The sequence below is a fragment of the Streptomyces sp. NPDC058650 genome (assembly GCF_042717315.1).
GTDB lineage: Bacteria > Actinomycetota > Actinomycetes > Streptomycetales > Streptomycetaceae > Streptomyces.
In genome coordinates this window covers 106,884-132,580 of record NZ_JBHXRL010000003.1, presented here as the reverse complement: position 1 = coordinate 132,580, position 25,697 = coordinate 106,884, and the positions used below count along the sequence as shown (strand labels likewise).

The following is a 25,697-nucleotide window of genomic DNA, read 5'->3' as shown; positions in this document are numbered from 1 at the left end:
CGCTTCGCGTCAGAGTGCAACCGATCGTGCCGCCCCGTACGGCCTTCCACCACGAAATGCGGGGATCTATCGCCCGAAGCGGTGAACTCTGCTGCCCGAGAACGCTCTTGGGGTCGCCTCAGGCGGCGGGCGCGGTACGCAGGATCGTCTCCACCGCCCGTCCGAGCTCGGCGTCCGTGAGGTCGGCGCGGGCCGTGAGCCGGAGCCGCGAGATGCCGTCCGGCACGGACGGGGGCCGGAAGCAACCGACCGCCAGACCCTGTTCGCGGCAGTCGGCCGCCCAGCGCAGCGCCGCCTCGGGCGAGGGGGCGCGCACCGAGACCACGGCCGCGTCCGGCCGCGCGGCGGTCAGTCCGGCCGCCGTGAGGCGCTCGTACAAGGTGGTGGCGACGGCCCGCGCCCGCCCGGCGAGCGCCGGCTCGGCGGCGATCAGCCGCAGGCTCGCCAGCGCGCCGCCCGCCGCGGCCGGGGCGAGCCCGGTGTCGAAGATGAAGGTGCGCGCCGCGTTCACCAGGTGCTCGACGACCCGGGCGGGGCCGAGGACCGCGCCGCCCTGACTGCCCAGGGACTTGGAGAGGGTGAGGGTCGCGACGACGTCCTCGTCGCCCGCGAGGCCGGTTTCGTGCAGGGCGCCCCGTCCGCCGTCGCCGAGGACGCCGAAGCCGTGGGCGTCGTCGACGACGAGCCCGGCGCCGTGCGCGCGGCAGGCGGTGGCGAGCTCCGGCAGCGGCGCCTTGTCGCCGTCGACGGAGAAGACGGAGTCGCTGACCACGAGCGCCCGGAGTTCCGGTCGCGCCTCCAGCGTCTTGCGTACGGACTCGGGATCGGCGTGCGGCACGACGGCCGTCTCGGCGCGCGCGAGCCGGCAGCCGTCCACGATCGAGGCGTGGTTGGAGGCGTCCGAGACGATCAGCGAGTCCCGGCCGCCGAGGGCCGTGAGCGCGGCGAGGTTGGCGGCGTAGCCGGAGGAGAAGACGAGGGCCGCCTCGAAGCCGCAGAACTCGGCGAGTTCGCGTTCGAGCCGGGTGTGCAGCCGGGTCGTCCCGGTGACGAGCCGTGAGCCGGTGGCACCCGCGCCCCAGCGGCGCGCCGCCTCGGCCGCCGCCTCGGTGACCTCCGGTCGGCGGGTGAGGCCGAGGTAGTCGTTGCTCGCCAGGTCGAGGAGCTCCGACTCGGCGGACCGGGGTCGCAGCGTACGGACGAGACCGGCTTCCGCACGGCGGCGCGCCTCGGCGTCGGTCCAGTCGAACGCGGTCCGGCGCGGGCCCTCGGCCCGGGCGTCGTCGGCCTGTGGCATGCGGCGATCCTTTTGTAGGCAGCGCACAGACCCTAACCGGAGTGTGCCGAGGTCGGGATGTGGTCATCCACACACCTCGTTCGGCGGCGTTTGTTCGGATCCTCCTTGGCCCGGGGGTGGGCGGTAGGCAAGGATCAGCGCTTATGGACCTGCTGAACACGCTGGTGGAGAAGGGGCTGCGGCGCGAGCTGCCGACCCGTGAAGAAGCGCTCGCCGTCTTGGCGACCTCCGACGACGAGCTGCTCGATGTGGTGGCGGCGGCCGGCAAGGTGCGCCGTCAGTGGTTCGGGCGGCGGGTGAAGCTCAACTACCTCGTCAACCTGAAGTCGGGGCTGTGCCCCGAGGACTGCTCGTACTGTTCGCAGCGGCTCGGCTCGAAGGCCGAGATCCTCAAGTACACGTGGCTGAAGCCGGACGAGGCGTCCCAGGCCGCCGCGGCGGGGGTCGCGGGCGGGGCCAAGCGGGTCTGCCTGGTGGCGAGCGGGCGCGGTCCGACGGACCGGGACGTCGAGCGGGTCGGCAGGACCATCGAGGCGATCAAGGAGCAGAACGAGGGCGTCGAGGTGTGCGCCTGCCTCGGTCTGCTCTCGGACGGCCAGGCGGAGCGGCTGCGGGACGCCGGCGCCGACGCGTACAACCACAACCTGAACACGTCCGAGGCGACGTACGAGGGGATCACCAAGACCCACACGTACGCGGACCGGGTGGACACCGTGCAGAAGGCGCATGCCGCCGGTCTGTCGGCCTGCTCCGGTCTGATCGCGGGCATGGGCGAGACCGACGAGGACCTCGTCGACGTCGTGTACGCGCTGCGCGACCTGGACTCGGACTCGGTGCCGGTCAACTTCCTCATCCCCTTCGAGGGCACGCCGCTCGCGAAGGAGTGGAACCTCACCCCGCAGCGCTGTCTGCGGATCCTCGCGATGGTGCGGTTCGTCTGCCCCGACGTCGAGGTGCGGATCGCGGGCGGCCGTGAGGTGCACCTGCGCTCGATGCAGCCGCTGGCGCTGAACATCGCGAACTCGATCTTCCTCGGCGACTACCTGACGAGCGAGGGCCAGGCCGGCCAGGCCGACCTCGACATGATCGCGGACGCGGGCTTCGAGGTGGAGGGCGCGGGCACGACGACGCTGCCCGCGCACCGGGCGGACGCGCTCGCGGCGGCGGGTGCCGCCGCGGCCGGCGGCTGCGGCTCGCACGCCTCGGCGGAGGGCGCGGGCTGCGGCTCCCAGGCCCCGGCCGAGGGCACGGGGTGCGGCTCGCACGCGGGCGGCGGCTGCGGTCCCTGCGGCGGTCACGCGGCGCCGGCCGCCGAGCCCGTCGCGGCCGAGGCCGCCGCGGCCTCGAACACCGCGCGGACCGACCTGGTGGCGGTACGCCGCCGGGGCGCCGGTACGGACCTCGCGCCGAATGCGTAACGACGAACTCCTCGCCCTGGACCGGGCGCACGTCTGGCATCCGTACGGTCCCATGCCGGGCCGCACGGACCCCCTGGTCGTCGCGTCCACGTCCGGCGTGCGTCTCCGCCTCGCCGAACCCGCCGAGGGGCAGGCCGAGTTGATCGACGGCATGTCCTCGTGGTGGTCGGCGATCCACGGCTACAACCACCCCGTGCTCAACGAGGCGGCGCGCGGCCAGCTCGACCGGATGAGCCACGTCATGTTCGGCGGCCTCACCCACGAGCCGGCCGTACGGCTCGCCGCCCGTCTCGTCGAGATCACCCCCGAGCCGCTGCGGCACGTCTTCCTCAGCGACTCGGGTTCGGTCGCCGTCGAGGTCGCGGTCAAGATGTGCCTGCAGTACTGGCGCTCGCTGGGCCGCCCCGAGAAGCAGCGGATGTTCACCTGGCGCGGCGGGTACCACGGGGACACCTGGCAGCCGATGTCCGTGTGCGACCCGGACGGCGGGATGCACGAGCTGTGGACGGGCGTGCTCCAGCCGCAGGTGTTCGTGGACGCCCCGCCGGCCGACTACGAGGAGTCGTACGCGGAGCTCCTGCGGACCGAGATCGGGCGGCACGCGCACGAGCTGGCCGCGGTGATCGTGGAGCCGGTCGTGCAGGGCGCGGGCGGGATGCGCTTCCACGACCCGGCGTATCTGACAGTGCTGCGCGAGGCCTGCGACGCGCACGACGTGCTGCTCGTCTTCGACGAGATCGCGACCGGCTTCGGACGGACGGGCACGTTGTTCGCCGCGGACCAGGTGGGGGTCTCCCCCGATGTGATGTGCGTGGGCAAGGCACTGACCGGCGGCTACCTGTCGATGGCGGCGACGCTCTGCACGAGCCGGGTCGCCGACGGGATCTCCCGGGGCGAGGTCCCGGTCCTGGCCCACGGACCGACCTTCATGGGGAACCCGCTGGCGTCGGCGGTGGCCTGCGCCTCGATCGACCTGCTCCTCTCGCAGGACTGGCAGGTCGAGGTGAAGCGGATCGAGGCGGGACTGCGCGAGGGGCTCGCCCCCGCCGCCGAGCTGCCCGGCGTCCGCGACGTGCGGGTGCTCGGCGCGATCGGTGTCGTCCAGCTCGACCACCCGGTCGACATGGCGGCGGCGACGCGGGCCGCGGTCCGGGAGGGCGTGTGGGTACGCCCGTTCCGCGACCTCGTCTACACGATGCCGCCGTACGTGACCGGCGACGAGGACCTGGCCCGGATCTGCGCCGCGGTACGCGCGGCGGCGGCCGCGGGCTGATCGGAAGAGCGAGGACAGCAGTGGGAATCATCGTCGTCAGCGGTACGGGGACGGAGATCGGCAAGACGGTCGTGACCGCGGCGGTGGCCGCCGTGGCCACGGCCGCGGGGCGGTCGGTAGCGATCTTGAAGCCCGCGCAGACCGGGGTCGGTCCCGGGGAGACGGGGGACGCGGACGAGGTGGTCCGGCTGTCCGGCGCCGCGGCCTCGGCCGAGCTGGGCCGGTTCCCGGAACCGCTGGCTCCGGGTACGGCCGCCCGGCGGGCCGGACTCGCCCCGGTCGGACCCCGGCAGGTGGCCGAGGCCGCCCGCGCCCTGGCCGTCTCGCACGACCTGGTGCTCGTGGAGGGGGCGGGCGGACTGCTCGTCCGCTTCGACGAGGAGGGCGGCACGCTCGCGGACGCGGCGGCGCTGCTCGGCGCCCCCGTCCTGTGCGTGGTACCGGCCGGTCTCGGGACGCTCAACTCGACGGCCCTGACGGCCGAGGCGCTGGCGGCGCGCGGCATCGAACAGCTCGGCGTGGTGGTCGGCAGCTGGCCGGCCACGCCGGACCTGGCGGCCCGCTGCAACCTGGCGGACCTCCCGGAGGCGGCGGGCGCGCCCCTGCTCGGGGCCGTACCGGAGGGTTCGGGGGCGCTCGACCCGGCGGGGTTCCGCGCGGCGGCGGGCGGCTGGCTGGCGCCGGCGCTCGGCGGGACGTGGGACGCGAAGGCCTTCGGGGCGGAGTTCGGACCGGAGCCGGCGGCCGCCTTCGGGGGCTGATCCGTGGCGGACTCCGTACGCTGGGCGCATGCGCGCTCACGTTCAGGAGATCGTCTTCGACTGTGCCGATCCGGCCGCCCTCGTCCGTTTCTGGGCGGGCCTCCTCGGCGGTGATCCGGTCGACCGCTCCGGCGACTGGTCGTACGTCGACCCGCCGGAGTTCGTCCGGCTCGCCTTCCAGCGCGTGCCGGAGGGCAAGTCGGTGAAGAACCGGGTCCATCTCGACCTGGAGGTGGCGGACCCGGACCGGGCCGCCACCGAGGCCGGGCCCGCCGGCGCGGTCCGCGTCGGCGGTCTCGTGACGGACGAGCAGGGCTCCTTCCAGGTCATGCGGGACCCGGAAGGCAACGAGTTCTGCTTCGTGACCGGGTGAGGGGCGCCCCATGACCTCCTCGCACCCCGGCTCCCCCGCACCCCGTGTCCACCACCCTCTCTTCGCGCGCTTCTACGCCCGCGTCAGCGTGTCGGCCGACGCGCGCGGCGGGCTCGCCGCCCTGCGCGAGGAGCTCCTCTCCGGTCTCACCGGCCGGGTCGTCGAGATCGGCGCGGGGAACGGGCTGAACTTCGCGCACTACCCGCCCGGTGTCTCCGAGGTCGTCGCCGTCGAACCGGAACCCCGTCTGCGGCGCCTCGCCGAGGAGGCCGCGCGGCGGGCGACCGTCCCGGTGACCGTGCGGCCGGGCACCGCGGAGGCGCTGCCGGCGGAGGACGGTGTCTTCGACGCGGCCGTGGCCTCGCTCGTGCTGTGCACGGTACGGAGCGTGCCGCAGGCCCTCGCGGAGGTACGGCGTGTCCTGCGTCCCGGCGGGGAGCTCCGTTTCTTCGAGCACGTGGCGGCGGGGACACCCGGGCTCGCGCGGGTGCAGCGGGGCCTGGACCGTACGGTCTGGCCGCTGTTCTTCGGTGGCTGCCACACCGCACGGGACCCGCTCGCGGCGATCGGGGCGGCGGGCTTCTCCCTCGGCCCGTACCGCTCCTTCGACGTCCCGGAGAACGGGCCGCGCCTGCCGACCTCCCCGTGCGTCCTGGGCGTGGCCCGGCGGTGAGCGGCATGGCCCGACGGTGAACCCTCGTCCCACCCGGCGGAACTCCCTGGCACCGGTCAGGCCCGCGTGATGGGATCCGGCCATGATCGATCTGCAGATACGTACAGCCCTCCCCGACGAGGCCGAGGCCGTCCTGGCCTTCTGGAAGGAGTCCGCCGAGGGGACGTCCATCTCGGACGACGTGCACGGGGTGAGCCGGCTCGTCGAACGGGATCCGGACGCGCTCATCCTCGCGCTGGCCGACGGTCTCGTCGTGGGGTCCGTGATCGCCGGCTGGGACGGCTGGCGCGCCTCCCTCTACCGGCTCGCCGTGCTGCCCTCCCACCGTCGGCGCGGCATCTCCACCGCGCTGCTGCGCGCGGCCGAGGAGCGGTTCGCCGCGCTCGGCGGCCGGCGCGTGGACGCGATGGTCCTGGAGGCGAACGAGACGGGCCGCCGGCTGTGGACGGCCGCCGGGTACGAGCGCCAGGACCACTGGCGCCGCTGGGTGAAGCCGCTCGACGGCTGATCGTCACTCCGCTTTGCCCGTCCTTTACTATGGTTCTTCCTCCCGACTATCGAAAGGTGTGAGCGTCCGCCCATGGGCGAGCCTCCCAGTAGCACTGGTTCCACGTTCCGACATCGAGCGATCCTCTCCCCCCTGGCTGATCATGGGACGGAGGTGAACCGATGACCGAAGTGCTTCTGCTCGTCCTGGCGCTCCTGCTCTCGCTGGCGTGCGGCGCCTTCGTCGCGGCCGAGTTCTCGCTGACGACGGTCGAGCGCGGCGAGCTCGAAGCCGCCGCGGAGCGCGGCGAGCGCGGCGCGGCGGGCGCGCTCAAGGCCGTCCGTTCGCTGACCTTCCAGCTCTCCGGCGCCCAGCTCGGCATCACCGTCACCAATCTGGTCGTCGGCATGCTCGCCGAGCCGTCGATCGCCAAGCTGATCAAGGGCCCGGCCGAGGCCCTCGGCCTCTCCCCCTCCGTGGCCTCCTCGGTCGCCCTCGTCCTCGGCACGGCCTTCTCGACCGTCGTCCTGATGGTCGTCGGCGAGCTGGTCCCGAAGAACTGGGCGATCTCCTCGCCCCTCGCGGTCGCGAAGGTGGTGGCGACCCCGCAGCGGGTGTTCACGGCCGCCTTCAAGCCGCTGATCGGCCACCTCAACAACACCGCGAACCGGATCCTGCGCCGTCTCGGCATGGAGCCGACCGAGGAGCTGGCCTCCGCGCGTTCCCCGAAGGAGCTCGTGGCGCTCGCCCGGCACTCCGCGAAGGAGGGCGCCCTGGAGGCGGACACGGCCGAGCTGTTCGTCCGTACGCTCAACCTGGCCGAGCTGACCGCCGAGAACGTGATGACGCCCCGCGTCCAGGTCACCGCCCTCGAGGCGCAGGCCACCGCCGAGGACGTGGCGAACGCGACCCGCGCGACCGGCCTGTCCCGCTTCCCCGTCTACCGGGGCAACCTCGACTCGGTCGTCGGCATCGCGCACATCAAGGACGTGCTGGCCATACCGGCCGGCGAGCGGGCGCGCCGCCGGATCGGCGAGATGCTGCGCGAGCCGCTGCTCGTCCCGGAGACCCTGACCGTGGACCGTCTCCTCGACCGGCTCTCCGGCAAGCAGACGATGGCGGTCGTCATCGACGAGTACGGCGGCACGGCCGGGGTCGTGACCCTGGAGGACATCGTCGAGGAGGTCGTCGGCGAGGTCCGCGACGAACACGACCCGCACGAGACGCCGGACCTGGCGCGGGCGGGCGAGGACGCCGACGGCCGCGAGCTGTGGTCCGCGGACGGCGCCGCCCGTACGGACCAGGTGGAGGCGATCGGCCTCCGCCTGCCGGACGGCCCGTACGAGACGCTCGCGGGTGTCGTCGCGACCGAGCTGGGCCGTATCCCGGCCGTCGGCGACAGCGTGGAGCTGACCGGCTGGCGGCTCGACGTGGTGGACGCCTCGGGGCGGCGCGCGGCGCGCGTGCTGATGCACGCCCCCGCGCACACCACCTCGCATGACTCCGACGAGACCGGGGAGGCCCGCCGATGATCGTGATCCAGTTGTTGATCGGCCTGCTGACCCTGGTCGTCAACGCCTTCTTCGTCGGCGCCGAGTTCGCCCTGATCTCGGTCCGCCGCAGTCAGGTCGAGCCGCTGGCCGAGGCCGGGGACCGGCGGGCGCGCAGCGTCATCTGGGGCCTGGAGCACGTCTCCGCGCTGCTCGCGGCGGCGCAGCTCGGCATCACGCTCTGCACCCTGGTCCTCGGCATCGTCGCCGAGCCGGCCATCGCACACCTCCTGGAGCCGGTCTTCGACGCGGTGGGCGTGCCGCACGGTCTGGTGCACCCGATCTCGTTCGTGATCGCGCTGTCGGTGGCGACGTACCTGCACATGCTGCTGGGCGAGATGGTGCCGAAGAACATCGCGCTCGCGGAGCCGACGCGCACCGCGCTGCTCCTCGGCCCGCCGCTGGTGGCGCTCGCCCGGGCGCTGCGCCCGGTGATCTTCACCATCAACGCCTTCGCCAACGCGCTGCTCAAGCTGTTGCGCGTGGAGGTCAAGGACGAGGTCGCGGCGACGTTCTCGGACGACGAGCTGGCCCGTATGGTCACCGACGCGGGGCACGCCGGGCTTCTGGACGACCGGGCCGCCGAGCGGCTGCACGACGCCCTGGAGCTGGGCCGCCGTCCGGTCCGCGACGTCGTGATGCCGGCGGAGAAGGTGGTGTACGCGCAGGTCGGCACCACTCCGGAGGAGCTGGAGGCGCTGTCGGCGTCGACGGGCTTCTCGCGCTTCCCCGTGGTCGACTCGGAGCGCAGGATCCTGGGCTATCTGCATGTCAAGGACGCCCTGGACGTCTCCCCGCGCGATCTGCCGTTCCCGGTCTCGGCGCTGCGGCCGATCGCCCGTGTCCGGGCGGCCACGCCGCTGGACGACGTCCTGACCGCGATGCGCCGGAGCCGTACGCATCTGGCGGCGGTCCTCGACGAGGACGACAAGCCGGCCGGTCTCGTGACGATGGAGGACGTGCTGCGCGAACTGGTGGGGCGCCCGGCGGCGCCGTGACCCGTACCGCGTGACGAAGGGCCCCGGGAGTCTTCCCGGGGCCCTTCGGGCGTCTCGAAGCGCGGTGGCTCGGAGCGGTGTCTCGAAGCGCGGTGGCTCGGAGCGGTGCCTCGGAGCACGGTGGCTCGGAACGGCGTCTCGAAGCGCGGTGGCTCGGAACGGTGCCTCAGAGCGCGGTGGCTCGAAGCGGTGTCTCAGAGCGCGGTGGCGGTCAGCCAGGCGTCGAGGAGGCCGCGGTCCCCGGAGTGGGCGAAGCGCGGGTCGTCGGCGGCGTACCGGCGGTGCAGCAGGAGCAGCAGCTCGTCGCTGTCGCCGGTGACGCCCGCGGTCGGTTCCGTACGCGCGGCGGACGCCGCGCTCCCGCGCCGCCAGCTGAAGCCGCCCCCGCCGAGCGTGAGCGTCCAGACGGTCCCGGTGTCCCGGGCCGTGAGGCGGAGGAGGTCGCCGTCGCGGTCGAGCTGGGCGATCCGTTCGGCGGTCCACGGGACGTACAGAAGGGTGGCGAGGTGGTGCTCGATGCCCTCGGCCGCCGCGCCCGGATCGATCGGCCCGGCCGTCCCGGCGAGGGCGATCTCGGCGTCGGCGAGGTGCACGACGGCCTCGAAGAGGACATGGCGCGGGTAGTACCCGACGCGCGGTTCGGGTCCCGGGGACCAGAGCGGGGTGTCCGGGTCGGCGGCGCGGAGGGTCGCGACGAGGGTCTCGACGCCGGCGGCGAACCAGCCGGGGTACGCGGTGGGGTCGTCCGGCAGGTCGAGCGGGACGTCGCGGGCGGGAACGCGGGCGGTGGCCCGGGTGCGGACGAGGTGCTCCGCCCAGCGGTGGACGGTGCCGAGGTGCCGGGTCAGCTCGGCGAGGGTCCAGCCGGGGCAGGTGGGCACGGGGGTGGCGGGGTCGGCGTCCCGGACGGTGGCGACGAAGCGGCGGGCCCGCTCGGCGACGGCCTCGCAGGCGGCGGCGTGGGTGTCCTCGGTGAGGCCGAAGCCCTCCGAGACCTTGAGCAGCTCGTCTCGCCGGGGTCCCTCCGGCCGGCGCAGGGCCGCCGCGCGGAAGTGCCCGTCGAGGGCGCGCCGGTCGGCCGCCGGCAGCCCGGCCAGTGTGTGCGCCGTGCCCTCCAGCCACTTCACCGCCGCGTCGGGGTCCAGGACCTCGTCGCCACCGGTCTCGACGGCCGTCACCAGCTCGGCCAGGGCCTCCGCCAGTGTGCTCAGCAGCGCGTCGCTCATCGGGTCTTCCCCTCCCGGGTTCTCCACGGCATCCCGCGCATACCGCGCGGTATGATCTCTCCGCCATGGAGATCAATGCCACCTACACCAGTCTCGTCGCCCTCGGCGACAGCTTCACCGAGGGTATGTCGGACCTGAAGCCCGACGGCTCGTACCGGGGCTGGGCCGACGTCCTCGCGGGCCGGCTCGCCGCCCGTACGCCCGACTTCCGCTACGCGAACCTCGCCGTGCGCGGAAAGCTCATCGGGCAGATCGTCGACGAGCAAGTCGACCTGGCCGCAGGCATGAAGGCCGATGTGGTGACCCTCGTCGGCGGCCTCAACGACACGCTCCGACCCAAGGTCGACATGGTCCGGGTGCGGGACCTGGTCACCGAGGCAGTGGAACGCCTCACACCCTCCTGCCGGCAGCTGGTCCTGATGCGCAGCCCGGGCCGCGAAGGGCCGGTCATGGAGCGCTTCCGGCCCCGCATGGAGGAGCTCTTCGTCCACCTCGACGAGCTCGCCGCCCGGCACGGCGCCCTCGTCGTCGACCTGTACGGGGCTCCGACGCTCGGCGATCCCCGGCTGTGGGACGTGGACCGGCTCCATCTGACCGCCGACGGGCACCGGCGGGTCGCCGAGGCCGTGTGGCAGACGCTGGGCCTCCCTCCCGAGGACGACTGGCGGGCTCCGCTGCCCCCGGCCGGGCGCACCGGCTGGGGGAGCCGGCGGATCGCGGACGCGCGTTTCGCCAAGGAGCACCTGGGTCCGTGGATCGGACGGCGGCTCACGGGCCGCTCCTCCGGGGACGGACGCGCGCCCAAGCGCCCCGAACTCCTGCCGTACGAGACGCCGTACGAGACGCGATACGAGACGCCGTACGAGGCACCGCAGGCACCGGTCGGGTCGTGAGCCGGGACACGGGGCACGCGACGTGACGCACGGCCCTTTCCGTGACCTGCGTCTCGTAGCAAGCTCCATATCCCTCCGTGGCGCTGGCCTGCACAAACCGCCAGTAGAATCTGTCCACGTGACTGCTGTGACTGCGAAGCCCCGCATCCCCAACGTTCTGGCCGGCCGCTACGCCTCCGCGGAGCTCGCCGTCCTCTGGTCCCCCGAGCAGAAGGTGAAGCTGGAGCGTCAGCTGTGGCTCGCCGTGCTGCGTGCGCAGAAGGACCTCGGGATCGAGGTTCCGGACGCCGCCCTCGCCGACTACGAGCGCGTTCTCGACCAGGTCGACCTCGGTTCCATCGCCGAGCGCGAGAAGGTCACCCGGCACGACGTGAAGGCCCGCATCGAGGAGTTCAACGCCCTCGCCGGCCACGAGCACGTCCACAAGGGCATGACCTCGCGCGACCTCACCGAGAACGTCGAGCAGCTCCAGATCCGCCTCTCCCTGGAGCTGACGCGGGACCGTACCGTCGCCGTCCTCGGCCGCCTCGGGAAGCTCTCCGCCGAGTACGCGGAGCTGGTCATGGCGGGCCGCTCGCACAACGTCGCCGCCCAGGCGACCACCCTCGGCAAGCGTTTCGCGACCGCCGCGGACGAGCTGCTCGTGGCGTACGCGCGCCTTGAGGAGCTCCTCGGCCGCTACCCGCTGCGCGGCATCAAGGGCCCGGTCGGCACCGCGCAGGACATGCTGGACCTGCTCGGCGGCGACGCGGGCAAGCTGGCGGACCTGGAGCAGCGGATCGCCGGTCACCTCGGCTTCGCGCACGCCTTCACCTCGGTCGGCCAGGTCTACCCGCGCTCGCTCGACTACGACGTCGTCACCTCGCTCGTGCAGCTGGCCGCCGCGCCGTCGTCGATCGCCAAGACGATCCGTCTGATGGCGGGCCACGAGCTGGTCACGGAGGGCTTCAAGCCCGGCCAGGTCGGCTCCTCGGCGATGCCGCACAAGATGAACACCCGCTCCTGCGAGCGCGTCAACGGCCTGATGGTCATCCTGCGCGGCTACGCGTCGATGACCGGCGAGCTCGCCGGCGACCAGTGGAACGAGGGCGACGTGTCCTGCTCCGTGGTCCGCCGCGTCGCCCTGCCGGACGCCTTCTTCGCGCTGGACGGCCTCCTGGAGACCTTCCTGACGGTGCTCGACGAGTTCGGCGCCTTCCCGGCCGTCGTCGCCCGCGAGCTCGACCGGTACCTGCCGTTCCTGGCGACGACCAAGGTCCTCATGGGCGCCGTGCGCGCCGGGGTCGGCCGCGAGGTCGCCCACGAGGCCATCAAGGAGAACGCCGTCGCCTCCGCCCTCGCCATGCGCGAGCAGGGCGCCGAGCGCAACGAGCTCCTCGACAAGCTGGCCGCCGACGACCGGATCCCGCTGGACCGGGCGCAGCTCGACGAGCTGATGGCGGACAAGCTGTCCTTCACGGGCGCCGCCGCCGACCAGGTCGCCTCCGTGGTCTCCCGTATCGAGGAGATCCTCAAGCAGCACCCCGAGGCCGCCGCCTACGCCCCCGGCGCGATCCTCTGACCGGGACCCCCCGGTTCACCCAGGCAGAGCTGGAGGCCGCTCGCGACCGCGTCGTTCCCGACGTGGTGGCGGGCGGCCTTTCCGTGCTCTTCTGCGGGATCAACCCGGGTCTCATGACGGCGGCGACGGGCCACCACTTCGCCCGGCCGGGCAATCGGTTCTGGCCGGTGCTCCACCTGTCCGGGTTCACCCCGTGGCAGCTGCGGCCGGACGAGCAGGACGAGCTCCTGTCGTACGGGCTCGGCATCACGAACGTGGTGGCGCGGGCCACCGCGCGGGCCGACGAGCTGAGCCGGGAGGAGTACCGCGAGGGCGGGCGGATCCTGGTCGAGAAGGTGGAGCGGCTCGCGCCGCGGTGGCTCGCGGTCGTCGGGGTGACCGCGTACCGGACGGCGTTCGGCGAGCCGAAGGCGGCGATCGGGCCGCAGGAGCGCGTGATCGGTTCCACCCGGGTCTGGGCGCTGCCCAACCCGAGCGGCCTCAACGCCCACTGGACTGCGGTGACGATGGCCGAGGAGTACGCGAGGCTTCGGGAGGCCGCGCGGAGACCCGGTTCCTGAAGGGGGCCGGCTGTGGAACCGGCACGGCGGCGTCCTACGCCTGAGGCGGATCCGCTGTGGTCACCAGGGCGATGAGCTGGAGCGGGAGTTCCTTGTCCCACTGGGAGATCCCGAGGCCGATCCACCGGCGGCCGTCCCGCCACAGACGCAGCTCCGGGGTGTGGGCGCAGACGGTGGACCAGGGCTCCGGTAAGGACTCGCCGGCCAGGCTCCGCTCCAGGACCGGCCAGAGGTCCAGCTCCGTCGGCGGGCCCCAGCGGACGGTGAGCAGCGCGGCGAGCCCGTCCCGTTCCGCTTCGTACTGCTCCTCGGCCGGCTCCCGGCGGGTGCCGTCGTCGTCCCGGAAGTCCTCGCTCGTCGCGAGCTCCACCAGGTGGAAGTCCGGACCGCCGCCGGAACCACCGGTGAGGCGCGCGCGGAACTCGTCGATCGTCGCCAGATGGCGTGCCATGGTCATAGGGCCAGTAAAGCGGCCGGCACTGACAGTTGGCGTCGCGTCAGGCGGGCCCGCGGGGGCCCGGGTCCGCACGGGCCCGGGGGCGGCACTCGCCGCGCCCGGGCCCATTGAGTACCATCCGCCGAAGAGGTGCACGAGCTGGGAGGACACACTGTGGGGCGGCTGACCGGCGGGGATCCGTCTCTGCTGCGGCGGATCAACTCCGCGGTGGTACTCCATGCGCTGCGGGGCGCCGACGCGCCCACGCTCACGGACCTGACCCGGATCACGGGTCTGTCCCGGCCGACGGTCGAAGGCGTCGTCGAGGGACTCATGGAGGGCGGGCTCGTCGTCGAGTCGGCGCCCGAGGAGGGCGAGGCCCGGCGCCAGGGGCGTCCGGCGCGGAGGTTCCGCTTCCGCGCGGAGGCCGGTCATCTCCTCGGCATCGAGATCGGCCCGCACCGCGTGGCCGCCCTGCTCTCCGGTCTGGACGGCCGGATCATCGGCGCCGGGTCCCGCGAGGTGGCGGAGACGGCCCCCGAGGACGAGCGTCTGGACAAGGTGCGGGCGGTCGTCGCGGACGTGCTGCGCAGGGCCGGGGTCGCCCGGTCCAATCTGCGGGCCGTCGGCGTCGGGACGCCCGGGATCGTGGAGGCCGACGGCACCGTGCGCCTCGGTACGGCGCTGCCCGGCTGGACGGGCCTCGCGCTCGGCGAGCGGCTGCGGCGCTCCTTCAAGTGCCCGGTGATCGTCGAGAACGACGCGAACGCGGCGGCGGTCGCCGAGCACTGGAAGGGTGCCGCGACCGACTCCGACGACATCGTCTTCGTCCTGGCCGGGCTGAGCCCGGGCGCCGGTTCGCTGATCGGCGGCCGGCTCCACCGCGGCTACGGCGGGGCGGCCGGGGAGATCGGCGCCCTGCACCTCCTGGGCCGCGGGGTCACTCCCGAGCACCTGCTGTCGACCACCGACGAGCCGCTGCACCCGCTGGACGAGCAGGCGGTCGCCGAGGTCTTCGCGCTGGCCCGGAAGGGCGACGCGCGGGCGGAGGCGGCGGTGGACCGGTTCATCCAGCGGCTCGTGCACGACGTGGCGGCGCTGGTGCTCGCGATCGACCCCGAGCTGGTGGTCGTCGGCGGCTGGGCCGCCGGGCTCGACGGTGTGCTCCCGCCGCTCCGCGAGGAGCTGGCGCGCTTCTGCCTGCGGCCGCCGCGCGTGGTGCTCTCGCTCCTGGGCGAGGCCGCCGTGGGCACGGGTGCCCTGCGGCTCGCCCTGGACCACGTCGAGGAGCAGCTCTTCGCGGTCGACGGAACGGTGACGGCCCGCCGCTGAACCGCCGGAGTGGCGGTCCTCGACGGGCCGTCGCGCGCGGAGCGAGATGTCAGGAAGCCATCACCAGGTCGACCGTGTCGCCGAAGGTGAGGCGGCAGGTGTCGGCGCGGTACGTGGCCACCGAGACGGCGGCGGTGCGCCCCTCGGAGAGGTAGCGGGTCGTCACGACGAGGACGGGCGCGCCGGGCAGCCGGTCGAGCTCCTTGGCGTCGTCGGCGCGGGCCGAACCGAGCTCCACGGAGCGGTCCTGGCCGTCGAGGGCGAGGTGCTGGAGCTCGCGCAGCACCGTGCGGGCGCTGGCGGGTCCGGCGGGGGTGTCGAGGGCGCTGAGGCCCGGCACGGACGCGGCGGGCACGTACAGCAGCTCGGCGGCGACCGACTGGCCCTGGGTGACGCGGATGCGGCGGACGATGTGCACCCGCTCGTCCGGGGCGATCTCCAGGACGCGCGCGACGACGGCCGGGGCCACGTCGCTCACGGAATCCTGGGGCTGCCAGGTCTCGTCGCCGACGCCGGGCCAGGCGTGCTGGGCGGTGGAGACGTCCACGCCGACGCGCGGCGGGGCGACCGTGGTGCCGACGCCGCGGCGGCGCTGGAGGCGGCCTTCCAGCTCCAGCTGCTCCAGGGCCTGGCGGAGCGTGGCACGGGCGACGCCGAAGCGCGCCGCGAGCTCCCGCTCGTTGGGCAGGATCTCTCCGACGGCGAAGTCCGAGTCGAGCGCTTCGCCGATGACTGTCTTGAGGTGCTGGTACTTCGGCTCCGGTACCGATTCCAGCTGCGTGGTCCCCACCCTGATCCTCCGCAAATTCGCCGTGTCCCGCGGCGTTTTTCCGCGCCCTTGTTTATTAAAGGTTCCTGCACTAACTCTGCGACCATAAGGCGAGCCACCCCCTTGGTCAAGACCAATCCTCCGTCAGACGACCCCGAATGTGACCCTCTGACCTAGATCGTTCACAGGACGTTCGCGCCCCCGTGCGCCCGGAGCAGCAAACGGCCCCGTCTCCCGGGACGGGGAGACGGGGCCGGAGACGGGCCGTCGGCGGTGCGGGACCCGGTGCGGGACCGGGTGCGGGACCCGGTGATCGTCAGAGGTCGGCGAGGCCCTGGAGCTTGTCGGGGTTGCGGATGATGTAGACGCACTGGACGCGTCCGTCGCGCACCTCGACCTGGAAGACCGAGTCCGGCCTGCCCTCCACGAAGGCGATCACGGCGGGGGCGCCGTTGAGCTCGGCGAAGCGGTACTCGTACATGCCCTCCGTCCCCGTCGCCACACCGCGGAAGAAGCGGCCGATCTTGTCGGCGCCGTCGATGATCCGCAGCGGGGCCTTGGACTTGCCTCCACTGTCGCCGACGAGGCGCGCGTCCGGGGCGAGCAGGGTGAGGAGCTCGCCGAGGTCGCCGCCGGCCGCGGCGGAGAGGAAGCGCTCGGTGAGGTCGCGGCGCTCGGCCGGGTCGACGTCGTAGCGCGGCTTGCCCTCGTCGACGTGGCGCCGGGCCCGGCCGGCGAGCTGGCGCACGGCCGCCTCGGAGCGGTCGAGAGCGGTGGCGATCTCCCCGAAGGGGAAGCCGAAGGCCTCACGCAGCACGAAGACGGCCCGCTCCAGCGGGGAGAGGGATTCCAGGACGACGAGGACCGCCAGGGACACGGAGTCGGCGAGCAGGGAGCGCTCGGCGGTGTCCGGGGCGGTCGGCCCGAAGTCGGTGACGACGGGTTCGGGCAGCCAGGGGCCGACGTAGGACTCGCGGCGCGCCTGCGCCTGTCGCAGGCGGTCGATGGCGAGCCTGGTGGTGATCCGTACGAGGAAGGCGCGCGGCTCGCGGACGGCGGCGCGGTCCTCGGCGGTCCAGCGGAGCCAGGCCTCCTGGACGACGTCCTCGGCGTCGGCGGCACGCCCGAGCATCCGGTAGGCGACACCGAGGAGCATCCGGCGGTGTTCCTCGAAGAGGTCGGTCAGGGTGTCGGTCGGCGTGGTCGGGGTATCGGTGGGCACCCCTCCATCCCAGCCGACCGCTGCCGCCCTGTCCAGTTCCACTCCTGCGTCTTGAACTCCTGGCTACCGGACGGTAATTCTTGCTGACGAGCCGTCTAAGGAATTGCAGGGGAGCCGGAATGCCCGCACGGATCACGTTCTCGATCGGGACCCCGTCGGGTCCCCGCACGACGTCCCTGACCTACGAACGGAGGGGCTCGGGAGAACCTTTGCTGCTGCTCCACGGCATCGGGCACCACTGGCAGGCCTGGGAGCCGGTGCTCGACATCCTCGCCGCCGAGCGCGAGGTGATCGCCGTCGACCTGCCCGGCTTCGGCGCCTCGGACGCCCTTCCGGAGGGCTTCCCCTACGGCCTCCCCACCGTCGTCCCGGTGCTCGGCGCGTTCTGCGAGGCCGTCGGCTTCGTCCGGCCGCACGTCGCGGGCAACTCCCTGGGCGGGCTGCTCGCGCTGGAGCTCGGCCGGGAGGAACTGGCGCGCTCGGTGACCGCCCTCTCCCCCGCCGGCTTCTGGTCGGAGGGCGAGCGGCGGTACGCCTTCGGGACGCTGCGGGCCATGCGGGGCGCCGCCCTGTCGCTGCCCGTGCCGGTGATCGAGCGCCTCTCCCGTACCCCCGTCGGCCGGACCGTGCTCACCAGCACCATCTACGCGCGCCCCGGCCGGCGTTCACCCGAGGCGGTCCTCGCCGAGACCCTCGCCCTGCGCGTGGCCTCCGGCTTCCACCAGACCCTGGCCGCCGGCCGGAACGCGCCCACTCCCGGGGACGTGCCCGGCGTCCCGGTCACCCTCGCCTGGGGCACCAAGGACCGGCTGCTCCTGCGCCGCCAGGGCGTCCGCGCCAAGCACGCCCTGCCCGGCGCCCGGCTCGTGCGGCTGCCCGGCTGCGGTCACGTGCCCATGAACGACGACCCGGCTCTCGTCGCCCGCGTGATCCTGGACGGCAGCCGCTGACCTCGTACGGCTGAACAGGCCGGTGCCCAGCGCGGCGCCGGCCCCCACGAGGAGGCCGCCGACCGCCTGCGGGAGGCCGAAGGCGGCGCCCGCGACGAGGGCGGCGCTCAGCGCGGCAGCGACCGGGATCGCCCCGGTGTAGAGGGTGGCCCGCTCCATGCCGATCCGCTGGACGCCCATGTAGAAGAGGACGAATCCGACGACCGTGGCCAGGGCCGCCTGCCAGACGAGGGCGCCCGTCTCCACGGCCGTCGGGATCCGGACGAAGTCGGCCCCGTCGACGGCGAGGCCGAGGAGCGTCGCCTCGACCGCGCCGATCCCGCACACGGCGGCGGTCAGCAGCTTCGGCCCGAGCAGACGCAGCACCGGTACGGCGAGCACGGTGAATCCCACCTCGCCCACGAGCGCCGCCACCGACCAGCCGATCCCCGCCAGGTCCGTCCGCCCCCAGCCCTGCACGGTGAAGGCGCCGGCGGCGACGAGCAGAGCCCCGTACAGGACGGCGGGGGCGGGCCTGCGGCCCTCGGTCAGCGGGACGAGGACGGCGACGACGACCGGTGCGCAGCCGACCAGGACACCGGGAACGGCCGGTTCCGCGGTCCGTTCGGCGGCGAGCACCGCGAGGTTGAAGCCGACCATGCCGACGGCCGCGACCGCGGCGAGCCGCAGCCAGTGGCGGAGCGTCAGGGTCCGGAGCGGGGCGAGTCCGCCGCGGCCGAGCAGCGGGAGCAGGAGCAGAAGGGCCGCCGCGTACCGCAGGGCCTGCCCACCCGCGTACGGATAGGCACCGAGGAGGCTGTTGGCGGTGAAGGAGGCGCCCACGAGGGCGTAGGCGAGGGTCACGAGGAGGACGCCGCGCAGGGAGTTCGCGTTCATGGTCTCGACGCTAGGAAACGGCGCGGCCCTGGTTAAGGTCCACTTCTCCCGCGTCATCGGGGACCACTTCCGTCCTCGGCCGTTCCTCGGCCGTTCCTCGGTCGTTCCTCGGCCGTTCCTCGGCCGTTCCTCGGCCGTTCCTCGCCTGGGCGAACGGCGTGTCACCCTTGGTCTCCGCGCGTCAGGAACTCGTCAAGGCGCGGAGGTTGGGGGCGGGAGGGTCCGTGACGGAGAGGGAACCGATCGAGGGGTACCTGGAGGGGTACGCCGAGATCCTGACCGGAGTGTGCGCGGGGGCCCGCAGGCTCACCCGTGACGAGCGCGAGGCCCTGCGCTCCCGGGGAGAGCGGGCCGCGGAGGTCGGTATCGGCCTGCGGGCTCTCGTCCGCGCCCATCTCTCGGCCGCGCAGCGGGTCCTCCCCGACGTGCCGCACTCCGCCGTCGGTCACCTCCTGAGCGCCGTGGAGCAGGCCGTCGACGCCTTCGCCGAGGGACACGAGCGGGCGCAGCGCCTCGCGATTCGCCAGGAGGAGGCCGCGCGACGGGAGTTCGTCGACGACCTGCTCTACGGGCGCAGCGACCTCGGGAGGCTCGCCGAGCGGGCGGTGCGCTTCGGTCTGCTCCTGTCCCACGCCCATGCCGTGGCCGTGGCGCGGGGCCCGGAGCCGTACGACGACGGCTGCTCGGTCACCCGGGCCGTCGAGTCCTCGCTCTTCGCCCGCTTCGGCGACCGCCGGATCCTGCTCACGACCAAGGACGGGCGGCTGATCTGCCTGGCCCCGGCGGACGAGCCCGAGGTGCTCGCCCACTTCGCCAAGCAGGCGTACGCGGCGACCGGCGGCGGCCAGGTCGCGGTCGGCCGCGCGCACCCGGGCGCCGGCGGCGTCGTCCACTCCTACGAAGAAGCTCTCAACGCCCTCGACCTCGCCACCCGCATGGACCTGGACGACCCGGTCCTCCACGCCGCGGACCTCCTCGTCTATCCGGTCCTCGCCCGCGACCGGCAGGCGATGGCCGATCTCGTCCACACCGTGCTCGGCCCGCTCCAGCAGGCACGCGGGGGCCCGAAGTCCCTGCTCGACACCCTCACCGCGTACTTCGACACCGGCTGCGTCACCGCGCAGGCGGCCCGCCGCCTCAGCCTCAGCGTGCGGGCGATGACGTACCGCCTCGACCGCATCCACCGGCTGACGGGCTCGGATCCCGGCGATCCGGTCCAGCGTTACACCCTCCAGACGGCCGTCGTCGGGGCCCGGCTCCTCGGCTGGCCCGACCAGCCGCTGTGACTCCGGAGCGCCCGCCGCGCCCTGACGGCATCAAGAACGCATAAAGATTGCCGGGATCCGGCAATGAACATCCGTGCTGTTCCGTGAAAGCCTCCTCCTAGGGGCGGAATCGGGGTCGCCCGGAACGGGGTGGCGCGCATGGGGTGGTTTCTGGGTCTCGGCAGCGCGGGTCTCGTCCTGCTGGCGCTCTCGCTGGTCTTCGACGGCATCCTCGAAGGGTTCTTCGACGCGATCGACGGCGGATTGGGCGGCGGACTCGACGGGGCCCTCTCGCTGCCGGTGATCGCCGGTTTCGTGTCGGCCCTCGGGTTCACCGGGGCCATCGCCACGGGCGCCGCGGGTGCCGGGGTCGTGGTCGCGACCCTCGCGGGCATCGCCGTGGGCGCCCTCGTGGCCTGTCTCACCTGGCGGTTCAGCCGGGCACTGCTCCGGGACGGCGCGGCGCCCGCGCCGCGGGGCGAGGACCTCACGGGTACGTCGGGCTCGGTGGTCACGGCCATTCCCGCCGACGGCTACGGCGAGGTCCTGCTGTATCTGGGCGGGCAGCCGGTGAAGTACGCGGCGAAGGCCGCGGAGCCGGTGGCGCGGGGCGTCGAGGTGTGGGTGGAGTCCGTGCCGTCGCCGACGTCGGTGACCGTCCGCCCCGTCGAACGCTGACCCCGCCCCTTCCCATTCACTTCCATCCAAGGGGAATTCACCATGAGTTCTGTCCTGGCCGCCGTCGTGGGCATCGTCGTCCTCGTCGTGCTCCTCGGCCTGACCGTCATCACCCGCTACAAGGTCGCCGGGCCCAGTGAGGCGTTCATCATCACGGGCCGCCGCGGCAAGCAGGCGACCGATCCCGCCACCGGGCGCGTGTTCACCGACAACAGCGGCCAGAAGGTCGTGGTCGGCGGCGGAGTGTTCGTCGTGCCGTTCGTGCAGCAGAAGTTCACCCTCGACCTGTCGAGCCGGCACATCCCGGTCGCCGTACGCGGCGCGGTCACCCTGCGCGGGGTGAAGGCCAACCTGGAGGGCGTCGCGATCGTCAAGGTCGGCGGCACCGAGGACTCGATCCGCGCCGCTGCCCAGCGGTTCCTCATGCAGCAGGACGGCATCGTCGGCTTCACCCAGGAAGTGCTGTCGGGCGCGCTGCGGTCCATCGTCGGCCGCATGTCGGTCGAGGACATCATCCGGGACCGTGCCGCCTTCGCCGGGCAGGTCGCCGAGGAGGCGGAGGCCAGCCTGTCCGGGCAGGGCCTGGTCCTCGACGCCTTCCAGATCCAGGACATCACCACCGAGGGCTCGTACCTCGAAGACCTCGGCCGCCCCGAGGCCGCCCGTGCCAAGCAGGAGGCGGACATCGCCGAGGCCGTCGCCCGCCGCGCCGCCGAACAGGCCCGGCTCAAGGCGGAGGAGGAGATCGCGATCGCGCAGCGGACCCTCTACCTGAAGCAGGCCGAGATCAAGGCCCAGACCGACGAGGCCGCGGCCCAGGCCAACGCGGCCGGCCCGCTCGCCGACGCCGCCCGCCAGCAGGACATCCTGGCCGAGCAGGAGAAGGTCGCCGCACGCCAGGCCGCGCTCACCGACCGCCAACTCGACACCCAGGTCCGCAAGCCCGCCGACGCCGCCCGCTACCAGGCCGAGCAGGAGGCCGAGGCGCGCCGTATCGCCCTGGTCAAGCAGGCCGAGGCCGACGCGCAGCGCTCCCGCCTCACCGGTGAGGGCGAGAAGGCCCACCGCGCGGCCCTCGCCGACGCCGTACGCATCGAGGGCGAGGCGGAGGCCGCGGCCATCGCCGCCAAGGGCGCCGCCGAGGCCGAGGCGATGGAGAAGAAGGCCGACGCCTTCGCCCGGTACGGAGACGCCGCCGTCCTCCAGATGTTCGTCGAGGCCCTGCCGCAGGTCGTCGCCAAGGCGTCCGAGCCGCTCTCGGCCGTCGACAAGCTGACCGTCATCTCCACTGACGGGGCGAGCCAGTTGACCCGTACGGTCACCGACAACGTGGCCCAGGGCATGGAGCTCCTCTCCTCCACCACGGGAGTCGACCTCGCCCAGCTCCTCCAGGGCCTCACCCAGCGGAAGCCCGTACCGACGCAGACCGTACCGGTGCCGGCCGTGCCGTCCGACGACGGATCGATCGAGATCACCGGCTAGGGCCTGTCCGCCGGACAGGCCCTAGGGGGCGTCTTGTCCGCGGCCCTCGGCAGGTGGCGGAGGGAGAGGACGCCGAGTGCGGCATGGAGGACGGCCGCGACGAGAGCGGCGGTGTGCAGGCCGGTGACGAAGGCCGACTTCGCGTCCTCGGTCACGGCGGGTACGAGGCCGGGGATCCGGAGTGTCTCGTCGAGGGTGCCGGCGACATCGGGTCCCTGGAGCCGGAAGACGAGGGCGGCCAGCGAGCCGAGCAGCGCGATGCCGAGGGCGTTGCCGAGCTCGTTGCCGGCGACACCAACTCGGCCGACGCACTGCGACTGTTGGCCGGACAGGTCGACGGCCGGTAGGCGCCTGGCCCCTCGGCGGGGCGCCGCGTCCCGGGCACGGCATACTCGTCGGGAACGGACCCCAGGGACAGGATCGTGAGGCGGACGTGTCATCGCCCCGGACGAGTCGAACGCGTGGCGATCACGGCATCGCGACGGACGGGAGTCCATCGCATGTACGTCCGCCCGGGCGTCCCATCGAGGCGGGCCCGGCCGCGCAGCCGGCCTGGGAGTTGCTCCTCCCCGCGGCCGGCGCCCCGGCCCGGCGGCGGGGGCGGTCCTTGCAGGAGGCGCTGCGGGCCGCGGTGCGTTCGGGGCGGCTGACGCCGGGGACCCGGCTGCCGTCGAGCCGGGAGCTCGCGGCCGACCTCGGCGTCTCGCGGGGCCTGGTCACCGAGGCGTACGAACAGCTCACCGCCGAGGGGTATCTGCGCAGCGACCGGGGCGCGGGGACCTGGGTGGGCGGTGCGGCGCGCTCGGCGGTGCGCGGGGCCCTCGATCCGGCGCCCGGGGCGTCGGGGATCCAGGTGGACTTCCATCCCGGCACCCCTGACCTGTCGCTGTTCCCGAGGGCCGCGTGGGCGGCGGCCCAGCGGTCCGTCATGGCGCGGCTGCCGCACCCGGCGCTCGGCTACCCGGATCCGCGCGGACTGCCCGAGCTGCGCGAGGCGCTGGCGGGGATGCTGGCGCGGCGGCGGGGGGTGGTGGCCGATCCGGAGCGCCTCGTGGTCTGTTCGGGCGTGGCGCAGGCGTCGACGCTGATGGGCTTCGTGCTGCGGGCGCGGGGGCTGGACACGGTCGGCATCGAGGATCCGGGCAGTCCGGAGCACGGGCGACTGTTCGCCTCGACCGGGATGGACACGGTGTGGCTGCCGCTGGACGAGGAGGGGCTGCGGCCCGGGCCGCTGGCCGATTCCGGGGTGCGCGCGGTGGTCGTGACGCCCTCGCACCAGTTCCCGTCCGGGATCAGCTGGTCGGCGGAGCGGCGCGCCGCCCTCCTCGACTGGGCGCGGGCGGTGGACGGGTACGTCCTGGAGGACGACTACGACGGCGACTTCCGGTACGACCGGGCGCCGGTCGGCGCGCTCCAGGGACTCGACCCGGAGCGCGTCGCCTACGCGGGCACGGTCAGCAAGTCGCTGGCGCCCGGGCTGCGGCTGGGCTGGATGCTCGTCCCGGGGGCGCTGCTCGGCGAGGTCGTCGAGCGCAAGCGGACGATGGACCTCGGCAATCCCGTACTCGATCAGGCGGTGCTCGCGGAGTTCGTGACGCGCGGCGGGTACGACCGGCAGCTGCGGCGGTGTCAGCGCGCCTACCGGGAGCGGCGGGACGCCCTGCTCGCCGCGCTCGACGAGCATCTGCCCGGCACCCGGGTGAGCGGGATCGCGGCCGGTCTGCACGTCATCGCGCGCGTGCCGGGGCGCTTCGGGCCTCCTGCGCGGTTCCTGGCGCGGGCGGCGGAGGCGGGGGTGGCCCTGCGGCCACTGGAGGAGTACGGCACGGCGCGGCCCGCCGACGGGGACGTACGGCTGGTGATCGGGTACGCGCATCTGTCGCCGTCCGTCATCGCAAGGGGCGTCCGGCTGGTGGCCGAGGCCGTGGGCCGGAAGTGATCTGTTCACGCGGGGTTGGTGTGGGCGCCGCTCCCGGCCGTTAGGCAGGGGGCGGCGGCGCGACTCCCGTGCCCGGACACGCCTCTGGAGGTCTTCGATGTCCCACTCCGTGCCCGATTCCCCTCTCTCCCCCGCGCGGCGCGGTCTGCTGCGCGGGTCGCTGGCCGCCTCGGCGGCGCTCGCGCTCGGCGGCACCGGACTCGCGGCCCCGGCGTTCGCGCTCTCGGGGCGGCCGCGGGCCGCGTGGGGTGTGCAGACGGGCGACGTCACGGCTTCCTCCGGCCTGGTGTGGGTGCGGTCGGACCGGCCCGCGCGCATGCTCGTCGAGACCTCGGCGAGCGAGTCGTTCCGGCGGGTGCGCCGGCACCGCGGGCCGCTGGTCGGCGCGGGCACGGACTTCACCGGCACGACCGCGCTGCGCGGGCTGCCGGCCGGTGAGCAGATCCACTACCGGGTGACGCTGGCGGACCCGGACGATCCGCGCCGGACGGGCGAGCCGGTCGTCGGCACCTTCCGCACCGCCCCGGAGCGGCGCCGTGACGGCGTCCGCTTCCTGTGGTCGGGGGACATCGCGGGCCAGGGCTGGGGCATCAATCCGGACATCGGGGGCTTCCGCGCCTATGAGGAGATGCGCCGCCTCGACCCGGACTTCTTCCTGTGCAGCGGCGACTCGATCTACGCCGACGGGGTCGTCCAGCCGAGCGTGACGCTGCCGGACGGGCGGATCTGGCGGAACGTCACGACGCCGGAGAAGTCGAAGGTCGCGGAGACGCTCGACGAGTACCGGGGCAACTTCCGCTACAACCTGCTCGACCACAACGTCCGGGCGTTCAACGCGCAGGTGCCGTCGGTGGTGCAGTGGGACGACCACGAGGTGCGCAACAACTGGTACCCGGGGCAGATCCTGGACGACGCGCGCTACACGGAGAAGGACGTCGACGTCCTCGCCGCCCGTGCCCTGCGCGCCTTCGGCGAGTACACGCCGGTGTCCACCCTCCACGGGCGCGGGAGTGAGGGTCGGATGCACCGCGTGGTGCGGTACGGGCCGCTGCTCGACGTGTTCGTGCTCGACATGCGGTCGTACCGGAACGCCAACTCCCCCGGCCGGCAGGCCGACGACACGACCGGCATCCTGGGCGCGGAGCAGCTGGCCTGGCTGAAGCGGGAGCTGGCGGCGTCCACGGCGGTGTGGAAGGTGCTCGCCGCGGACATGCCGCTGGGTCTGGTCGTGCCGGACGGGTCCGCGAACTTCGAGGCGATCGCGCAGGGCGACCCGGGCGCGCCGCTGGGCCGCGAGCTCCAGATCGCGGAGCTGCTGCGGTTCGTGAAGCACCGCCGGATCACCGGCACGGTGTGGCTGACGGCGGACGTGCACTACACGTCGGCGCAGCACTACGCGCCGGAGCGGGCGGCCTTCCAGGACTTCGCGCCCTTCTGGGAGTTCGTGTCCGGTCCGCTGGCGGCGGGCGGCTTCCCGGCGAACGCGCTGGACGCGACCTTCGGTCCCGAGCGCGTGTTCGTCCGGGCGCCGGAGCGGGCGAACCTGTCGCCGATGGAGAGCCCGCAGTACTTCGGCGAGGTCGACATCGACGGCCACAGCGGCGAGCTGACGGTACGGCTCCGGGCCGAGGGCGGCTCGGTGCTGTTCAGCAAGACACTCGAAGCACAGTAGCATGGC

Annotated in this window: 24 protein-coding genes and 1 pseudogene; 19 read left to right on the top strand and 6 right to left on the bottom strand. The window is 73.6% G+C overall.

All coding sequences use genetic code 11. From position 1 onward, the window contains the following. Positions 1-118 precede the first annotated feature (118 nt). Entirely contained in the window at positions 119-1,297 is a 1,179-nt protein-coding gene (locus ACFWWU_RS06710; protein WP_384139922.1) for an 8-amino-7-oxononanoate synthase, read from the bottom strand. A 143-nt stretch (positions 1,298-1,440) separates the two neighbouring features. Here ACFWWU_RS06710 and bioB point away from each other — a divergent pair, with 143 nt between their 5' ends. From bioB to ACFWWU_RS06670, 8 genes are all read left to right on the top strand, one after another. Further along, positions 1,441-2,715, top strand: coding sequence for a biotin synthase BioB (gene bioB, locus ACFWWU_RS06705; RefSeq protein WP_384139920.1), 1,275 nt, complete (start codon positions 1,441-1,443; stop codon positions 2,713-2,715). After that, positions 2,708-3,988 (top strand): adenosylmethionine--8-amino-7-oxononanoate transaminase, encoded by a 1,281-nt coding sequence (locus ACFWWU_RS06700; RefSeq protein ID WP_384139917.1) that lies wholly within the window; start codon positions 2,708-2,710, stop codon positions 3,986-3,988. The genes bioB and ACFWWU_RS06700 overlap by 8 nt, the downstream gene beginning before the upstream one ends. Positions 3,989-4,008: 20 nt before the next feature. Beyond that, a complete protein-coding gene (bioD, locus tag ACFWWU_RS06695; RefSeq protein ID WP_384139914.1) occupies positions 4,009-4,749 on the top strand; it encodes a dethiobiotin synthase in 741 nt (246 codons plus the stop codon). A 28-nt stretch (positions 4,750-4,777) separates the two neighbouring features. After that, positions 4,778-5,122: a VOC family protein gene (locus ACFWWU_RS06690; protein ID WP_376396865.1), complete on the top strand. Its 345-nt coding sequence runs from the start codon at positions 4,778-4,780 to the stop codon at positions 5,120-5,122. Positions 5,123-5,132: 10 nt separating this feature from the next. Then, positions 5,133-5,795, top strand: coding sequence for a class I SAM-dependent methyltransferase (locus ACFWWU_RS06685; RefSeq protein ID WP_384139911.1), 663 nt, complete (start codon positions 5,133-5,135; stop codon positions 5,793-5,795). 82 nt (positions 5,796-5,877) lie between these two features. Then, positions 5,878-6,303, top strand: a complete 426-nt coding sequence (locus tag ACFWWU_RS06680) for a GNAT family N-acetyltransferase (protein WP_384139908.1) — start codon at positions 5,878-5,880, stop codon at positions 6,301-6,303. A 161-nt stretch (positions 6,304-6,464) separates the two neighbouring features. Continuing rightward, entirely contained in the window at positions 6,465-7,814 is a 1,350-nt protein-coding gene (locus ACFWWU_RS06675) for a hemolysin family protein (protein WP_384139906.1), read from the top strand. Then, positions 7,811-8,830 (top strand): hemolysin family protein, encoded by a 1,020-nt coding sequence (locus ACFWWU_RS06670; RefSeq protein WP_384139903.1) that lies wholly within the window; start codon positions 7,811-7,813, stop codon positions 8,828-8,830. Before ACFWWU_RS06675 ends, ACFWWU_RS06670 begins: the two co-directional genes overlap by 4 nt. Before the next feature lie 194 nt (positions 8,831-9,024). On the opposite strand, the gene ACFWWU_RS06665 is transcribed toward ACFWWU_RS06670, so the two are convergent. Then, complete coding sequence (locus tag ACFWWU_RS06665) at positions 9,025-10,056, bottom strand: maleylpyruvate isomerase N-terminal domain-containing protein (protein WP_384139900.1); 1,032 nt, start codon at positions 10,054-10,056, stop codon at positions 9,025-9,027. A gap of 65 nt (positions 10,057-10,121) precedes the next feature. On the opposite strand from ACFWWU_RS06665, the gene ACFWWU_RS06660 reads away from it, so the two are divergent. The 3 genes from ACFWWU_RS06660 to mug all read left to right on the top strand — a co-directional run bounded on the left by ACFWWU_RS06660 (position 10,122) and on the right by mug (position 13,070). Next, positions 10,122-10,949: an SGNH/GDSL hydrolase family protein gene (locus tag ACFWWU_RS06660; RefSeq protein WP_384139897.1), complete on the top strand. Its 828-nt coding sequence runs from the start codon at positions 10,122-10,124 to the stop codon at positions 10,947-10,949. Positions 10,950-11,067: 118 nt separating this feature from the next. Beyond that, on the top strand, positions 11,068-12,510 hold the full coding sequence (purB, locus tag ACFWWU_RS06655; RefSeq protein WP_384139893.1) for an adenylosuccinate lyase: 1,443 nt from the start codon (positions 11,068-11,070) through the stop codon (positions 12,508-12,510). 62 nt (positions 12,511-12,572) lie between these two features. Continuing rightward, on the top strand, positions 12,573-13,070 hold the full coding sequence (gene mug, locus ACFWWU_RS06650; protein WP_384139890.1) for a G/U mismatch-specific DNA glycosylase: 498 nt from the start codon (positions 12,573-12,575) through the stop codon (positions 13,068-13,070). A gap of 34 nt (positions 13,071-13,104) precedes the next feature. On the opposite strand, the gene ACFWWU_RS06645 is transcribed toward mug, so the two are convergent. Beyond that, positions 13,105-13,527, bottom strand: coding sequence for a hypothetical protein (locus ACFWWU_RS06645; protein WP_384139887.1), 423 nt, complete (start codon positions 13,525-13,527; stop codon positions 13,105-13,107). A gap of 153 nt (positions 13,528-13,680) precedes the next feature. On the opposite strand from ACFWWU_RS06645, the gene ACFWWU_RS06640 reads away from it, so the two are divergent. Beyond that, positions 13,681-14,838, top strand: coding sequence for an ROK family transcriptional regulator (locus ACFWWU_RS06640; protein ID WP_055644759.1), 1,158 nt, complete (start codon positions 13,681-13,683; stop codon positions 14,836-14,838). Between the two features lie 49 nt (positions 14,839-14,887). Here the strand turns inward: ACFWWU_RS06640 and ACFWWU_RS06635 are convergent, their stop codons facing one another. Together ACFWWU_RS06635 and sigJ are read right to left on the bottom strand one after the other, a co-directional pair. Then, positions 14,888-15,628 (bottom strand): GntR family transcriptional regulator, encoded by a 741-nt coding sequence (locus tag ACFWWU_RS06635; RefSeq protein WP_384139883.1) that lies wholly within the window; start codon positions 15,626-15,628, stop codon positions 14,888-14,890. A gap of 295 nt (positions 15,629-15,923) precedes the next feature. Continuing rightward, entirely contained in the window at positions 15,924-16,829 is a 906-nt protein-coding gene (sigJ, locus tag ACFWWU_RS06630; RefSeq protein ID WP_384139880.1) for an RNA polymerase sigma factor SigJ, read from the bottom strand. Between the two features lie 119 nt (positions 16,830-16,948). Between sigJ and ACFWWU_RS06625 the strand changes: the two genes are divergently transcribed. After that, positions 16,949-17,779, top strand: a complete 831-nt coding sequence (locus ACFWWU_RS06625) for an alpha/beta fold hydrolase (protein ID WP_384139877.1) — start codon at positions 16,949-16,951, stop codon at positions 17,777-17,779. A 39-nt stretch (positions 17,780-17,818) separates the two neighbouring features. Here ACFWWU_RS06625 and ACFWWU_RS06620 read toward each other — a convergent pair. After that, positions 17,819-18,655: pseudogene (locus ACFWWU_RS06620) on the bottom strand (EamA family transporter); the annotation flags it as partial. A 224-nt stretch (positions 18,656-18,879) separates the two neighbouring features. On the opposite strand from ACFWWU_RS06620, the gene ACFWWU_RS06615 reads away from it, so the two are divergent. From ACFWWU_RS06615 to ACFWWU_RS06590, 6 genes are all read left to right on the top strand, one after another. Further along, entirely contained in the window at positions 18,880-19,941 is a 1,062-nt protein-coding gene (locus ACFWWU_RS06615; RefSeq protein ID WP_384139874.1) for a PucR family transcriptional regulator, read from the top strand. Between the two features lie 138 nt (positions 19,942-20,079). Further along, complete coding sequence (locus tag ACFWWU_RS06610; RefSeq protein WP_384139871.1) at positions 20,080-20,598, top strand: hypothetical protein; 519 nt, start codon at positions 20,080-20,082, stop codon at positions 20,596-20,598. Positions 20,599-20,640: 42 nt separating this feature from the next. Further along, positions 20,641-22,080 (top strand): flotillin family protein, encoded by a 1,440-nt coding sequence (locus ACFWWU_RS06605; protein WP_384139868.1) that lies wholly within the window; start codon positions 20,641-20,643, stop codon positions 22,078-22,080. A 53-nt stretch (positions 22,081-22,133) separates the two neighbouring features. Next, positions 22,134-22,427 (top strand): hypothetical protein, encoded by a 294-nt coding sequence (locus ACFWWU_RS06600; protein ID WP_384139865.1) that lies wholly within the window; start codon positions 22,134-22,136, stop codon positions 22,425-22,427. Between the two features lie 176 nt (positions 22,428-22,603). Continuing rightward, on the top strand, positions 22,604-24,019 hold the full coding sequence (locus ACFWWU_RS06595; protein ID WP_384140631.1) for a PLP-dependent aminotransferase family protein: 1,416 nt from the start codon (positions 22,604-22,606) through the stop codon (positions 24,017-24,019). Positions 24,020-24,116: 97 nt separating this feature from the next. After that, complete coding sequence (locus ACFWWU_RS06590; RefSeq protein WP_384139862.1) at positions 24,117-25,691, top strand: alkaline phosphatase D family protein; 1,575 nt, start codon at positions 24,117-24,119, stop codon at positions 25,689-25,691. Positions 25,692-25,697: the final 6 nt, after the last annotated feature.